Annotated in this window: 11 protein-coding genes; 4 read left to right on the plus strand and 7 right to left on the minus strand. The window is 67.9% G+C overall.

The genetic code is table 11. The annotated features are described in order from the left end of the window. Positions 1-29: 29 nt before the first annotated feature. The 7 genes from RCR19_RS13720 to RCR19_RS13750 form a co-directional block, all read right to left on the minus strand. Positions 30-1,178, minus strand: coding sequence for a dipeptide ABC transporter ATP-binding protein (locus RCR19_RS13720; protein WP_331265408.1), 1,149 nt, complete (start codon positions 1,176-1,178; stop codon positions 30-32). Then, on the minus strand, positions 1,171-2,229 hold the full coding sequence (locus RCR19_RS13725) for an ABC transporter ATP-binding protein (protein ID WP_331265409.1): 1,059 nt from the start codon (positions 2,227-2,229) through the stop codon (positions 1,171-1,173). The genes RCR19_RS13720 and RCR19_RS13725 overlap by 8 nt, the downstream gene beginning before the upstream one ends. 11 nt (positions 2,230-2,240) lie before the next feature. Continuing rightward, the gene (locus tag RCR19_RS13730) at positions 2,241-3,185 is read right to left on the minus strand and encodes an ABC transporter permease (RefSeq protein WP_331265410.1); all 945 of its coding nucleotides are present in this window, start codon (positions 3,183-3,185) and stop codon (positions 2,241-2,243) included. Continuing rightward, the gene (locus RCR19_RS13735) at positions 3,178-4,110 is read right to left on the minus strand and encodes an ABC transporter permease (protein WP_331265411.1); all 933 of its coding nucleotides are present in this window, start codon (positions 4,108-4,110) and stop codon (positions 3,178-3,180) included. Before RCR19_RS13735 ends, RCR19_RS13730 begins: the two co-directional genes overlap by 8 nt. A 145-nt stretch (positions 4,111-4,255) precedes the next feature. Continuing rightward, entirely contained in the window at positions 4,256-5,881 is a 1,626-nt protein-coding gene (locus RCR19_RS13740; RefSeq protein WP_331265412.1) for an ABC transporter substrate-binding protein, read from the minus strand. 602 nt (positions 5,882-6,483) lie between these two features. Beyond that, positions 6,484-8,391 carry a translational GTPase TypA gene (typA, locus tag RCR19_RS13745; protein WP_331265413.1) on the minus strand — a complete coding sequence of 636 codons (1,908 nt, stop codon included), beginning with the start codon at positions 8,389-8,391 and terminating at the stop codon, positions 6,484-6,486. Between the two features lie 171 nt (positions 8,392-8,562). After that, positions 8,563-10,623: an ABC transporter family substrate-binding protein gene (locus RCR19_RS13750; RefSeq protein ID WP_331265414.1), complete on the minus strand. Its 2,061-nt coding sequence runs from the start codon at positions 10,621-10,623 to the stop codon at positions 8,563-8,565. 390 nt (positions 10,624-11,013) lie between these two features. On the opposite strand from RCR19_RS13750, the gene RCR19_RS13755 reads away from it, so the two are divergent. The 4 genes from RCR19_RS13755 (at position 11,014) to RCR19_RS13770 (ending at position 14,918) form a co-directional block, all read left to right on the plus strand. Further along, a complete protein-coding gene (locus RCR19_RS13755; protein ID WP_331265415.1) occupies positions 11,014-11,304 on the plus strand; it encodes a hypothetical protein in 291 nt (96 codons plus the stop codon). Between the two features lie 64 nt (positions 11,305-11,368). Then, on the plus strand, positions 11,369-12,202 hold the full coding sequence (locus RCR19_RS13760; RefSeq protein ID WP_331265416.1) for a hypothetical protein: 834 nt from the start codon (positions 11,369-11,371) through the stop codon (positions 12,200-12,202). Then, positions 12,202-14,151 (plus strand): fumarate reductase/succinate dehydrogenase flavoprotein subunit, encoded by a 1,950-nt coding sequence (locus RCR19_RS13765; RefSeq protein ID WP_331265417.1) that lies wholly within the window; start codon positions 12,202-12,204, stop codon positions 14,149-14,151. Before RCR19_RS13760 ends, RCR19_RS13765 begins: the two co-directional genes overlap by 1 nt. After that, entirely contained in the window at positions 14,148-14,918 is a 771-nt protein-coding gene (locus RCR19_RS13770; RefSeq protein ID WP_331265418.1) for a succinate dehydrogenase/fumarate reductase iron-sulfur subunit, read from the plus strand. Before RCR19_RS13765 ends, RCR19_RS13770 begins: the two co-directional genes overlap by 4 nt. Positions 14,919-14,934 lie beyond the last annotated feature (16 nt).

Raw genomic sequence — 14,934 nt, forward strand, 5'->3', positions numbered from 1 at the left:
GTGTGCCGGGAACCGGGGTCGACCAGGGGTCAGGCGGCGTGGACGACGTCCTTCTCCTCGGCGAAGTGACAGGCCGACTCGTGGGCCGCCGGCGAGTCCGCGCCCTTGAAACGCTCGGGAATCGCCAGGAGCGGAGCCTCCGAGGCACACCTGTCCTGCGCCTTCCAGCAACGGGTGCGGAAGCTGCAGCCGGACGGCGGGTTGGCCGGCGACGGCACGTCACCGGTGAGGATGATCCGCTCGCGGTCCTCACGGGCCTCCGGGTCCGGCACGGGCACCGCCGAGAGCAGCGCCTGCGTGTAGGGGTGCGTCGGGTGCTCGTAGATCTGCTCGTCCGAACCGATCTCGGCGATCTTGCCGAGGTACATCACGCCCACCCGGTCCGAGATGTGCCGGACGATCGACAGGTCGTGCGCGATGAAGATGTAGGAGAGGTTGAACTCGTCCTGCAGTCGCTCCATCAGGTTGATGACCTGAGCCTGGACGGACACGTCCAGTGCGGAGACCGGCTCGTCGCAGATGATGATCTCCGGGTTGAGCGCGAGGCCGCGGGCGATGCCGATGCGCTGGCGCTGACCGCCGGAGAACTGGTGCGGGTAGCGGTTGATGTACTCAGGGTTGAGGCCGACGACGTCCAGGAGTTCCTGGACCTTGCGCCGCCGGTCACCCTTCGGCGCCACCTCGGGGTGGATGTCGAAGGGCTCGCCGATGATGTCGCCCACCGTCATACGGGGGTTGAGCGAGGTGTACGGGTCCTGGAACACCATCTGGATGTTCCGGCGCACGGCCTTCAGGGCGCGCCCGGACAGCTTGGTGATGTCCTGGCCCTTGTAGAAGATCTCGCCCGCGGTGGCCCGCTCCAGGTTCATCAGGAGCTTGGCCACCGTGGACTTGCCGCAGCCCGACTCGCCCACGATGCCGAGGGTCTCGCCCTGGTGCAGGTCGAAGGACACGCCGTCGACCGCCTTGACGGCACCGATCTGCCGCTTGAACAGGATTCCCTGGGTGAGCGGGAAGTGCTTCTTCAGGTTGCGCACCTGCAGGATCGGCTCGCCGCGCTCGACGGGGGCCTCGATCGCGTGGACCGCTTCCTCCTCGGTGCGCGCGTCGACGACGTCCACCTCGGAGACGTTCGGCGTGGCGTCCTGCGGCTCGTCGGTCTTGCTGAGCTCAGCCATGGATCGTCTCCTTCCAGAAGTGGCATGCCGAGGCGCGGCCGACCAGCTCGGTGCCGTCCTGCTCGGTGACCGGCAGCAGGTCCGGGACCTGGGTACGGCACACGTCCTGCGCCTTGGGGCAGCGCGGGTTGAAGGCGCAGCCGCTCGGGACGCGCAGCAGGTTGGGCGGCAGACCCTTGATCGCGTACAGCTCCTGGCCCTTCTGGTCCAGGCGCGGGATCGAGTCCAGCAGACCCCGCGTGTACGGGTGCGCGGGACGCTTGTACAGCTCGTGGACCGGGGCACGCTCCACGATGCGGCCCGCGTACATCACCGCGATCTTGTCGGCGACGTCGGCGACGACGCCGAGGTCGTGGGTGATGAGGATCAGGCCCATGTTGTACTCGCGCTGGAGTTCCGCGAGCAGATCCATGACCTGCGCCTGGACCGTCACGTCGAGAGCAGTGGTGGGCTCGTCGGCGATGATCAGCTCCGGCTCCAGGGCCAGAGCCATCGCGATCATGATGCGCTGACGCATACCGCCCGAGAACTGGTGGGGGTAGTCGTTCACGCGGGCGGCCGCGGCCGGGATCTTCACCCGGTCCATCAGCTCGATCGCCTTGGCCTTGGCTTCCTTCTTGGACAGGCCTTGGTGGACCCGGAACATCTCGCCGAGCTGGTACCCGACGCTCAGCACCGGGTTCAGGGAGCTGAGCGCGTCCTGGAAGATCATGGCGATCCGCTGTCCGCGGATCTTGCGGCGGTCCTCACCGGACATGGTCAGCATGTCCTGGCCGCGGAAGCGGATCTCCCCCTGGGGGATCTTCGCCGGCGGCATGTCGAGGATGCCCATGATCGCCTGGGCGGTGACGGACTTGCCGGAGCCCGACTCACCGAGCACCGCGAGCGTCTCACCGGCGTTCACGCTGTAGTTGACGCCGTTGACGGCCTTGACCACGCCCTCACGGGTGTGGAACTCGACGTGCAGGTCACGCACCTCGAGCAGTGGGGTGCCGTCCGTCCCGCCGTCACGCGGCGAGGGAACGGGAACGACTTCTTCGATGGTGGTCACGTACGCCTCCCTCAGCGCATCTTCGGGTCGAGGGCGTTGCGGACCGCCTCACCGAGCATGATGAACGCCAGCACAGTGATGATGAGCATGATCGACGGATAGAGCATGATCCACTGCGCCACGCGGATCTGGTTGCCGCCGTCCGAGATGTCGTTGCCCCACGAGACGCCGTTCAGGCCGAGGCCCAGGTACGACAGGGTCGCCTCGGCGGAGATGTAGATGCCGAGCGAGATGGTGGCGACGACGATCACCGGAGCCAGCGTGTTCGGCAGGATGTGCCGGAACATGATGCGCGGGGTGCTCGCGCCCAGGGCCTGGGCGGCGTGCACATAGTCGGCCTGCTTGGTGGTGATCACCGCACCGCGCATCACACGGGCGATCTGCGTCCAGCCGAAGAAGCTGAGCGCGCCGATGACGACCCAGGTCGTGCGGTCCTGGAAGGAGTTGAGCACGACCATGGTGCCGAGCAGGAACGGGATGCCGAAGAACACGTCGGTCAGTCGCGACAGGACCGAGTCGACGATGCCGCCGAAGTAACCGGCGATCATGCCGACCAGGCCGCCCACGACCGTCACCGCGATGGTGGTGCCGAAGCCGACGGCGATGGAGGCACGGGTGCCGTAGATGACACGGGCGAAGACGCTGCGGCCCTGCTGGTCGTAGCCCAGCCAGTCCGGCGAGCCGATGTTGCCGAGCCGGGGCTTCTGCAGGAAGTGCTTGGCCAGGTCGCCCGAGGTCGGGTCGACTCCGGTGAACCACCCCGGGAAGAAGGTGATCAGCAGGAGTATGACGATCAGCACCGACGAGACGATGAAGATCCAGCTGCGGCGCAGGTCCCGCCAGGCGTCGCCCCACAGGCTGCGGGTCTTCTCCGACTTGGGCTCGGGCAGTTGCAGCGCCGCCTGGGGACCGGACGCCACAGCGTTCTTGATGTCGGTCTTGGTCACGTCAGGCATAGCGAATCCTCGGGTCAAGGACCGCGTAGAGCAGGTCGACGAGCAGGTTGGCGAGGAGGTACACGATGACGAGGATGGTCACCAGGCCGACGAGCGTGGTGCCTTCGCGGCGCACGATCGACTGGGCGATCGTGCCACCCACACCCTGGATGTTGAACAGCCCCTCGGTGACGACGGCACCGCCCATCAGCGCACCGATGTCGGTACCCAGGTAGGTGATCACCGGGATCAGCGAGTTGCGCATGAGGTGGACACCCACCACACGGCGCTTCGGCAGACCCTTGGCGATGGCCGTGCGGATGTAGTCGGCGCGGAGGTTCTCGGCGATCGACGTACGGGTGAGCCGGGTCACATACGCCAGTGACGCGGTCGCCAGCACAATGGCCGGCATCAACAACTCATTGATGTTCGTCGAGTCATTGACGTTCGGTGGCAACCAGTTCAGGTTGAACGCGAAGACGACCTTGAGGATGTAGCCGAGGACGAACACCGGCACCGAGATCAGCAGCAGGGTGACCAGCAGGATCGCGTTGTCCGTGACGCGGCCGGCACGCAGGCCGGCCGTGATGCCCAGGGCGATGCCCAGGACGAACTCGATCACGAACGCCAGCCCACCGAGCCGCAGCGTGACGGGGAACGCGTCACCGAGCACGTCCGTGACGGGCCTGCCACTGGCGATCTGCGTGCCGAAGTCGCCGTGCAGGATCATGTTCTTCATGTAGTGCCAGTACTGGACCAGGATCGGCTGGTCCAGACCGTACTGATGCCTCAGTTGCGCAATCACCTGCGGGCTGCCGCCCTTGTCACCGAACAGCCCTCGTACGGGGTCACCGGGCAGCGCGTAGACCATGAGGAAGATCAGCAAGGTTGTCCCGATGAACACCGGGATCATCTGGAGCAGTCGTCGTGCGACGTAGCGCCCCATCGTGCCTCCATGTCAGTCACGGCGGCAGCCGTCGGGCCCTTTCCCCGCGCACCGTTGAACGATGCGCGCGGAAAGGGCCCCCCAGCCACTGCCGTCCCCCCGGGGCGCGGTGCCACCGCGCCCCGGGACAAACGGTCGATTGCGGTTACTTCTTGACCTGAACGCCGGTCAGGATCGGGTCGCCGTCCTGGGCGTACGCGACGCCGGTGACCTTGTCCGAGTAGCCCGCGTTGACCTTGTAGTACCAGAGCGGAATGCTCGGCATGTAGTCGGGCAGCTGCTTCTCGATCGCCTGGTACTTCTTCTCCGACTCGTCCAGCGAGCTCGCGCTGTCAGCAGCGGCGATCTCGTCGTCGATCTTCTTGTTGGAGAAGCCACCCTGGTTGCCGTCCGACTTGGTGCCGAACAGGTCGCGGATGAAGTTGGAGTTGAACGGGTAGTCCAGCACCCAGCCCGAGCGGTACAGCGACTTGACCTGGTGCGCGTCACGCGCGTTCAGGTCGGCCTGGAAGTCGGCCTTGGAGTCGCCGGTGCACTTGACGCCGGTGGCCTTGGTGATGGAGTTGCAGACCGCCTCCACCCACTCCTTGTGGCCGCCGTCGGCGTTGTACTGGATGGAGATGGCGTTGCCCGGGACGCCGCCGCCGGCCTTGATGAGTTCCTTGGCCTTGGCGGGGTTGTACGTGGTGACATCGCCGGCCGCGTTCGGCTGGTAACCGAGGACGCCCTTGGCGACCCAGCCGGTGGCGGGCTCACGGGTGCCCTGGAGCACGGTCTTCGTGATGGTGTCGCGGTCGATCGCCATCGACAGGCCCTGGAGGACCTTCGGGTCGATGTCCTTCCACTGCTTGGTGTAGAAGGCGACGGCGATCGTCTGGATCGCCGAGTACGCCTTGTCCACCGCGCGGTCGCCGAGGTCCGTCTTGTAGACGGGCAGGTCCTTCGGCGCGATCTGGCGCAGGACGTCGACGTTGCCGGACTTCAGGTCCTCGTACGCCGTCTCGAGGCTGGTGTAGTTCTTGAAGAGCACACCGCCGTTCTTCGCGGCGTTCGGGCCCTTGTAGTCGGCGAACTTGGCAACTTCGATCTGCTTCTTGTGCTGCCAGCTGACGAACTTGTAGGGGCCGTTGCCGATCGGGTGCTCACCCGCGGCCTTCGGGTCCTTGTAGAAGGACTCCGGCAGCGGGTCGAAGACCTCGTAGCCGAGCTTGTAGACGAAGTACGGGATCGGCTTCGACAGCGTGATCGTGAAGGTGCTGTCGTCGACGACCTTCAGGCCGGACATCTTGTCGGCCTTCGGCGAGCCCTTGGCCGGGGCGACGTCGTCGTAGCCCTGGATGTCGGAGAACCAGAAGCTGTTGGTCTGCTTGTTCGCCGGGTTGGCCGCCCAGTTCCACGCCTTGACGTAGGAGTCGGCGGTCACCGGGGTGCCGTCGTGGAACTTCCAGCCCGACTTCAGCTTGACCGTGAAGGTCTTGTTGTCCTTGGAGTCGATCGAGTCCGCGTTGACGTAGACGATCTTGCCGCTCTCGTCGTAGTCGACGAGACCCGCGAAGAGCGACTTGATGACGATGCTGCCGTTGGACTCCATCGTGTTGGCCGGCTGCAGAGGGTTCTGCGGCTCGCCCACCTCGACCGAGAACTTGCCGTTCGGGTCGATCGCGGCCTTGCTGTCGCTGCCCTTGTCTCCGCCGCCACCACCACAGGCGGTCACGCCCAGCGCCACAACCGCGGCTATCGCGACCCATTTGGCGCTCTTCGCACCGCGCATGGGTTCCTCCTCATGAGTCCAATGGTTCACCACATGGAGAGGCATATGACACGCCACCGCCATCGGCGCTGTGGATAGTCAAGTGCCCCGCGCTCGTGAGTCGGCGCCGCCAGCAGCGCATGACCCGTTGATCCGAGCTCTACGCGCCTAACTATCTGGCAGAAATCGTGGCCGAACCACATTCCTAAGGTCTCGGTTCGATCACACCTGGCGTGTACTTCTTCCAAAATCCGGACAAAGCGTTACCCGAAAGATCCATGCGAAACGGACTTGTTACACATCTACCGGTGTGAGGTGTCCGTATTCCGGACAGTGGGGACCCATAATTCGGTTGCTTTTAGAATGGGTGTCCGGGAGGGCTCCCAAGGCTGCCCTGGCCCCGGCACGCAGAGTGCACACGCCGTCCCGTTCCGCTGGACGCACCCGTGCCGAGTTCGTCACTCCGGCCGCCCACGCGGCGCCGACCGGGCGCATATCGCCAAGCAGAGTAGACGCATCCGGCGCTTCACACAGGTGCCTCACCGGAATGAAGGGTTTTCCCTATCCCTTCCCGCAAAGCGACGGCCGGGCCCCGCCCGGGACCCGGCCGTTCAGGGAACTCGTCAGCCGTGCTTGGCGCGGCTGGCGGCCCGGGCGCGGTCACGCTGGTCGAGGACGACCTTGCGGATGCGGACGGACTCCGGAGTCACCTCGACGCACTCGTCGTCGCGGCAGAACTCCAGGGACTGCTCCAGCGACAGCTTGCGCGGCGGCACGATCGACTCGGCGATGTCCGACGTGGCCGACCGGATGTTGGTGAGTTTCTTCTCCTTGGTGATGTTGACGTCCATGTCGTCGGAGCGGGAGTTCTCGCCGACGATCATGCCCTCGTACACCTCGGTGCCGGGCTCGATGAAGAGCGTGCCGCGCTCCTGGAGGTTGGTCATCGCGAAGGCGGTGACGCTGCCGGAGCGGTCGGCGACCAGCGAGCCGTTGTTACGGGTCTGGAGGGGGCCGAACCAGGGCTCGTGGCCCTCGTGGATGGAGTGGGCGATACCCGTGCCGCGCGTGCCGGTCAGGAACTCCGTACGGAAGCCGATCAGACCGCGCGAGGGCACGACGAACTCCATGCGCACCCAGCCGGAGCCGTGGTTGGACATGTTGTCCATACGGCCCTTGCGGACGCCCATGAGCTGCGTGACCGCGCCCATGTGCTCCTCGGGCACGTCGATCGTCAGACGCTCGACGGGCTCGTGGACCTTGCCGTCGACGTCCTTGGTGACGACCTGCGGCTTGCCGACGGTCAGCTCGTAGCCCTCGCGGCGCATGGTCTCCACCAGGATGGCGAGCGCCAGCTCACCACGGCCCTGCACCTCCCAGGCGTCCGGACGCTCGGTGTCCAGGACCCGCAGCGAGACGTTACCGATCAGCTCGCGGTCGAGACGGTCCTTGACCTGGCGCGCGGTGACCTTGCGGTCCTTGACCGCGGCCTTGACGTTGGCGCCCTTGCCGGTGCCGCCCCGGCCGACGAGCGGCGAGGTGTTGGTACCGATGACCATCGAGATCGCGGGCTCGTCGACCGTGATCAGCGGCAGCGCGACGGGGTTCTCCGGGTCGGCGAGGGTCTCGCCGATCATGATGTCGGGGATACCGGCGACGGCGCAGATGTCACCGGGGCCGGCCTTCTCCGCGGGCTTGCGGGTGAGGGCCTCGGTCATCATCAGCTCGCTGATGCGGACGTTGCTGACCGAACCGTCGCGCTTGATCCACGCGACGGTCTGGCCCTTGCGCAGCTCGCCCTGCTCCACGCGGAGCAGCGCGATACGGCCGAGGAAGTTGTCGGCGTCGAGGTTGGTGACGTGGGCCTGGAGCGGCGCGTCCTCCTCGTACGTCGGGGCGGGGATGTGCTCGAGGATCGTGGAGAAGAACGGCTCCAGGCTGTCGCTGTCGGCCGGGACCGTGCCGTTCTCCGGCTTGGTCAGGGACGCGATGCCGTCACGGCCGCAGGCGTAGACGATCGGGAACTCGATCTGGTCCTCGTCCGCGTCCACGTCCAGGAACAGGTCGTACGTCTCGTTGACGACCTCGTCGATACGGGCGTCGGGGCGGTCCGTCTTGTTGATGCACAGGATGACGGGCAGCCGGGCCTGGAGCGCCTTGCGCAGCACGAAGCGGGTCTGCGGCAGCGGGCCCTCGGAGGCGTCCACGAGCAGGACGACACCGTCCACCATCGACAGACCGCGCTCGACCTCGCCGCCGAAGTCGGCGTGGCCGGGGGTGTCGATGATGTTGATCGTGATCGGGTCCCCGCCGTCCTTGGGGTGGTAATTCACCGCCGTGTTCTTGGCGAGGATCGTGATGCCCTTCTCACGCTCCAGGTCGTTCGAGTCCATGACGCGGTCGTCGACCTGCTCGAGCTGGTGAGCGGCGAAGGCACCGGCCTGCTTCAGCATGCCGTCGACGATGGTCGTCTTGCCGTGGTCTACGTGGGCGACGATGGCGACGTTGCGGATGTCGTGGCGCGTGGCCATGATGTGGCGTACTCCCGGGTGTGAGGACGGCCTGCGCGATCGTTAGCGCCGGCCTGCCGGGCTGAACAGCGCCTCGGCCTTGTCCCATGGTAAAGGGAGGCCGCCGTCCGGGCTTGCCGGGTACAGGTCAGGCCCTGCGACCAGGCACGCTGCACCGACCCGCCCCCACGGTCACGACGAGGGGCTCGCCGAAGGCTTCGCCCCCTTCTTCAGGAAGCCCATGTCCTCGTAGATCGGGGTCTGGAAGCCGAACGCACCGGCGTTGGCCAGGTTCGCGCGGGTCGCCATGAGCTGGGGGCGCTGGTAGAGGGGGATCGACCCGGCGGCGGCCCAGATGCGGGCGTCCGCCTTGCGCACCAGGTTCCGCTCGTCCGACTCGTCCAGCGTGACCATCGCCTCGTCGAAGAGCTGGTCCACCTGGTCGGTGCCCACCCGTGTGTAGTTCTGCTCGATGGTGAGCGAGCCGTCGGCCGCGGGTACCGGCTTGGCGTAGATCGGCCGGGCGTCGGTCGCGGGGAACGCGGACGCGGGCCATGAGTACAGCGCCAGGTCGTAGTCCCCGGACGCGATGTGGTCCTTGAAGTAGCTGTCGTCCGGGACCTTGGTGATCGTCACACGGATGCCGACCTTCTCCAGCATGCTCGCGATACGGTCGCCGACCGTCCGCAGGCTCTGGGAGCCCGCCCCGGACGGCAGCACGAACCGCAGCTCCAGGGCCTTGCCGTCCTTGGCGAACGTCTTGATCGCGCCGCCGGCCGGCGCGGCGGTGCCCTCGGGCGCGTACGCCCCCGGCATTCCGCCCTGCTTCTTCGGGTGGTCCCCGGGGTCCTTGCCCGGGTACCCCTTGCCGTCGTCCGCGGCGGTCCCGGCCGAACGGTCCGCGTTCTTGTTCTGGCTCGCCCCGGCGGTCTTGCCGGGCTCCGCCGAGCCGGTCGCCTTCGTGGGCTCCGCCGAGGGGGCCGCCTTCGTGGGCTCGGCCGAGGTCTGCGGCTTCTTGGCCTCGGTTCCGGCCGCCTTCTTCTCCTTGACGGGCCCGCCGGACACCCAGCCCGCCTCGCTCAGCAGCGCCTTCGCCTGCTTGGTGTCGTGGCCGCCCAGGGCTCCGCTGTTGTCGGCGTACGCGTCCTGCCCCGAGAGGGCGAGGTGGCTGCCGACCGGCACGGCGGGCAGCCCGAGCGGCTTGAGGACCAGTCCGGCCAGCTCGGTGCGGTCGATGGCGCGGGCCACGGCCCGCCGCACGCGCTCGTCGGAGAGCGGCCCCCGGGATCCGTTCAGGGCCAGCTGGGTGTAGGCGGGTTCCAGGGACTTGCGGACCACATAGCGCTGGTCGTCCGCGGCAGAGCCCTGTGCGGAGCTGCCCGCGGCCTTGATCCGGCCGGCCTCCTCCGGGTCGACGTCGGCGATGTCGACCTTCCCGGCGGCGACCGCGTCGGCCCGCTTGTCGCGCGGGACGGCCACGAGGACCATCCCGGACAGCTTGGCGGGGTTGCCCCACCACCGCGGATTGCGGCTGAGGGTGATCTCGCCCGCCTTCTGGTCGATCTTCTGAAGGGCGAACGGGCCGGCGGTGACCTTCAGCGTCCTCCTCGCCCCGTCGTTGAAGCCGCTCGGGGTACCCATGACGTCCTTCGGGTACAGCGGCGAGAACAGGGACTTCCAGTCGGCGTAGGCCTTGCTGAAGGTGACCTTGACCTCGAGGTTGTTCGCGCCCCGCTCGACCTTCTCGATCCGGTCGTAACCCGCGTTGCGGGCCGTCCAGTACGCGCTGTCCTTCCCCGAGAGGGCACGCCACTGGGCGGCGAAGTCGTCGGCACCGATCTCCCGGCCGTCGCTCCAGACGGCCTGCTGCTTGAGGCGGTAGACCACCACCTGCTTGGGCTCGGTGGACACCACCTTGGCGGACTCGAGGAAATCCGGGTTGCGCTCGGGGCGGCCGCTCGCGTCGAGGCGGAACATCGAGGGCAGCACGGCCCCGGCGACACGGGCGGTCGCGGGGCCGGCGTCCGCCTGGAAGGCGTTGAGCGTGGCGGGTACCGAGTCGACGGCCCAGCGCAGCACGCCACCGTCCGAGACGAGCGAGCGGGAGGCCGGGGCGATGTCCTGCGCGGCGACCGGCTTGCTCTTCTCCTCGTCCGAGCTGCACCCGGCGAGCACGGACACCGCGAGGGCCCCCGCGGTGAGGAATGCGGCCGAGCGCAGCACCGCGCGCAGTCCGACGACGTCGTGGGACATCACGTCCACCTCCGGGAGCCGCTCGCCCGATGAGCGGGGTTATGATCCGGTTTGGGGTATTTGGATCTGATCAGATGTTATGGACCCACTGAAGAGGACGGAGTTGAGGGCCGTGCGGCGACACGACGACGTGAGCCGGGAAGGTCACCCGACTGGCTCACACACACCCGGAGGCCGGATCCGCGGGCCCGGGCCCCGCGCCTTCCCCGATACGCCCTGCCCCTTCCGGCCCCCGACGGGCCGGCGATTCGAATTTGCACTCGTACACGGCGACACGCCGGTGCCAATCGCTGCACGTCCCTTCACACCGGCCGGTGTGACGCGCGACACTCGCAGGCGCACGCGCGTTGCCACCCTGGTCCCCAGGACCCGTGGAAGCGAGGTCACGTCATGTCCGTGCACGACGAACTGACATCCGTCCAGCGCTGCCTCGACGAGCTCTGCCGGTCGGTGGGTCGGCTGGAGCAACAGATCGGCGGTGGTGGGCTCGACATACGCCGCGTCCGCGCCGACGTCGACCATCTGCGCGAGAGCGTGGCACTGCTGCGCGAGACGGCCTCCACCGCTGCCTCGACCCGGCGGCCCGATCTCGTCACCATCCCCGACACGCCGTACGACAGCACGCTGTGGACGGACTCCGACGACGAGGGTCTCGGTGCCCGTGACCGGCACGCCCCCTGAGCCGGTGCGGAACCCCGTCCCGACGGAGTAGGCGAGCCGAGCCCCCGACAGAGGAGAAGGTGCGTTGGCCACTGACACGGAACCCCCCGGCACGGAAGACCATCCACTCGGCGGCGTGCGGACCGGGACGCGCGCCGCGATCACCGCCCCGCATCTGCGCACCGACCGCTGGTGGCTGGCACCGGCCGCCACCGCGGCCGGGCTGCTGGCCTTCATCGTGTACTCGACCTGGCGCGCCTTCGCCGATGCGGACTACTACGCGGCGCCGTACGTCTCGCCGTTCTACTCCCCGTGTCTGGCGGAGCGGTGCCGGACCATGCACGCGGGCCCGAACGCCGATCTCTTCGGCAGCTGGTGGGGCATCTCGCCGGCGATCATCATCCTGATCTTCCCGCTCGGCTTCCGGCTGACCTGCTACTACTACCGCAAGGCCTACTACCGCGGCTTCTGGCTGTCGCCCCCGGCCTGCGCGGTGGCGGAACCGCATCGCACGTACAGCGGTGAGACCCGCTTCCCGCTCGTCCTGCAGAACATCCACCGGTACTTCTTCTACGCGGCACTCCTCGTGGCGGGTGTGCTCACGTACGACACCGTGCTCGCCTTCCGCGACGAGCACTACCGCTGGGGCCACATGGGGCTCGGCACCCTGGTCTTCCTGGTGAACATCGTGCTGATCTGGGCCTACACCCTCTCCTGCCACTCCTGCCGGCACATCGTCGGTGGCAAGCTCAAGCACTTCTCCAAGCATCCGGTGCGCTACGGGGCCTGGCAGTTCGTCAGCCGGCTGAACGCCCGGCACATGCTCCTCGCATGGGCGTCCCTGGTCAGCGTGGCACTCGCCGACTTCTACGTGTACCTGGTGGCGTCCGGCGCCTTCGACGATCCGAGGTTCTTCTGATGTCCGTGGTCGACCGGCAGGAGTGGGACGTGATCGTGGTCGGCGCGGGCGGCGCCGGCCTCAGGGCCGCCATCGAGGCCCGTGAGCGGGGCGCCCGTACCGCCGTGATCTGCAAGTCGCTGTTCGGCAAGGCGCACACGGTGATGGCGGAGGGCGGCATCGCGGCGTCCATGGGCAACGCCAACCCGCACGACAACTGGCAGGTGCACTTCCGCGACACCATGCGCGGCGGGAAGTTCCTCAACCAGTGGCGGATGGCCGAACTGCACGCGCGGGAGGCACCCGACCGGGTCTGGGAGCTGGAGACCTGGGGCGCCCTCTTCGACCGCACGAAGGACGGGCGCATCTCGCAGCGCAACTTCGGCGGGCACGAGTACCCGCGTCTCGCGCACGTCGGCGACCGTACGGGCCTGGAGCTGATCCGCACACTCCAGCAGAAGATCGTGGCGCTCCAGCAGGAGGACGAGAAGGAGACCGGGGACTACGAGTCCCGGCTGAAGGTCTTCCAGGAGTGCACGGTCACCAGGATCCTCAAGGACGGGGACCGGGTGTCGGGCGTCTTCGCGTACGAGCGCGAGTCGGGCCGCTTCTTCGTCCTGGAGGCGCCCGCCGTCGTCATCGCGACGGGCGGCATCGGCAAGTCCTTCAAGGTGACGTCGAACTCGTGGGAGTACACCGGGGACGGGCACGCGCTGGCGCTGCTCGCCGGGGCCCCGCTGCTGAACATGGAGTTCGTGCAGTTCCATCCCACGGGCATGGTCTGGCCGCCCTCGGTGAAGGGGATCCTCGTCACCGAGTCGGTGCGCGGCGACGGCGGAGTCCTGAGGAACTCCGAGGGCAAGCGGTTCATGTTCGACTACATCCCCGACGTCTTCAAGGAGAAGTACGCGGAGACGGAGGAGGAGGGCGACCGCTGGTACGAGGACCCGGACAACAACCGGCGCCCACCCGAGCTGCTCCCCCGTGACGAGGTCGCGCGCGCCATCAACGCCGAGGTGAAGGCGGGCCGCGGCTCCCCGCACGGCGGAGTCTTCCTCGACGTCTCGACCCGCATGCCCGCCGAGGTCATCCGGCGCCGGCTGCCGTCCATGTACCACCAGTTCAAGGAGCTGGCCGACGTCGACATCACCGCCGAGGCGATGGAGGTCGGCCCGACCTGCCACTACGTGATGGGCGGTGTCGCCGTCGACTCGGACACGGCCGCGGCCCGCGGGGTCCCGGGCCTGTACGCCGCCGGAGAGGTGGCGGGCGGTATGCACGGCTCCAACCGGCTGGGCGGCAACTCGCTCTCCGACCTCCTGGTGTTCGGGCGGCGCGCCGGCCTGCACGCGGCCCAGTACGCGACAGGGCCGGCGGCGCGCCCCACGGTGGACGACGCCCAGGTGGACACGGCGGCGGCGGAGGCCCTGCGCCCGTTCTCGGCCGAGGGACCGGTGCCCGGCGAGGACGTCGAGGAGCGGGGCCGCCCGGCGGAGAACCCCTACACCCTCCACCAGGAACTCCAGCAGACCATGAACGACCTGGTGGGCATCATCCGCCGCGAGTCGGAGATGCAGCAGGCGTTGAAGAAGCTGGCGGAGCTGCGAGTGCGGGCGCGCAGGGCGGGCGTCGAGGGGCACCGGCAGTTCAATCCGGGCTGGCACCTCGCCCTGGACCTGCGGAACATGCTGCTGGTCAGCGAGTGCGTGGCGCGGGCCGCTCTGGAGCGCACGGAGTCGCGCGGCGGCCACACGCGTGAGGACTACCCCGCGATGGAACGCGCCTGGCGCCGCGTCAATCTGCTGTGCGCGCTCACCGATCCCACCGGCGGGCTGGCGGCGACCGACCCGGTCCGCGGCCAGATCACCCTCACCTCGGAGACCACCGAACCCATCCGCCCCGATCTGCTCGCCCTTTTCGAGAAGGAGGAGCTGGTCAAGTACCTCGCCGAAGAGGAGCTGTACGAGTGAGCAGCTACAAGGCCCGTTTCAAGGTGTGGCGCGGCGATGTGCAGGGCGGGGACCTGGAGGACTTCAAGGTCGAGGTCAACGACGGCGAGGTGGTGCTGGACATCATCCACCGCCTGCAGGCCACCCAGGCGCCGGACCTCGCCGTGCGCTGGAACTGCAAGGCCGGCAAGTGCGGTTCGTGTTCGGCGGAGATCAACGGACGGCCGCGGCTGATGTGCATGACGCGGATGTCGGTGTTCGACCGGGACGAGACGATCACGGTGACGCCGCTGCGGGCCTTCCCGGTGATCCGCGACCTGGTGACGGACGTGGGATTCAACTACCGCAAGGCGCGCGAGATCCCGTCCTTCGTGCCGCCCGCCGACCTCGGTCCCGGCGAGTACCGCATGATGCAGGAGGACGTGGAACGCTCCCAGGAGTTCCGCAAGTGCATCGAGTGCTTCCTGTGCCAGGACACCTGCCACGTGGTGCGCGACCACGAGGAGAACAAGCAGGTCTTCGCGGGCCCGCGGTTCCTGATGCGGATGGCCGAACTGGACATGCACCCGCTCGACGCGGCCGACGACACGGGCCTGGACCGCAAACGCGCCGCCCAGGACGCTCATGGCCTCGGCTACTGCAACATCACCAAGTGCTGCACGGAGGTGTGCCCCGAGGGCATCCACATCACGGACAACGCCCTGATCCCGCTGAAGGAACGCGCGGTGGACCGCAAGTACGACCCGCTGGTCTGGCTGGGGTCGAAGATCAGGAGGCGGTCCTCGTAACGGTCGTCGGGGGTGC

This window comes from Streptomyces sp. WAC07094 (genome assembly GCF_036320405.1).
GTDB lineage: Bacteria > Actinomycetota > Actinomycetes > Streptomycetales > Streptomycetaceae > Streptomyces > Streptomyces lannensis.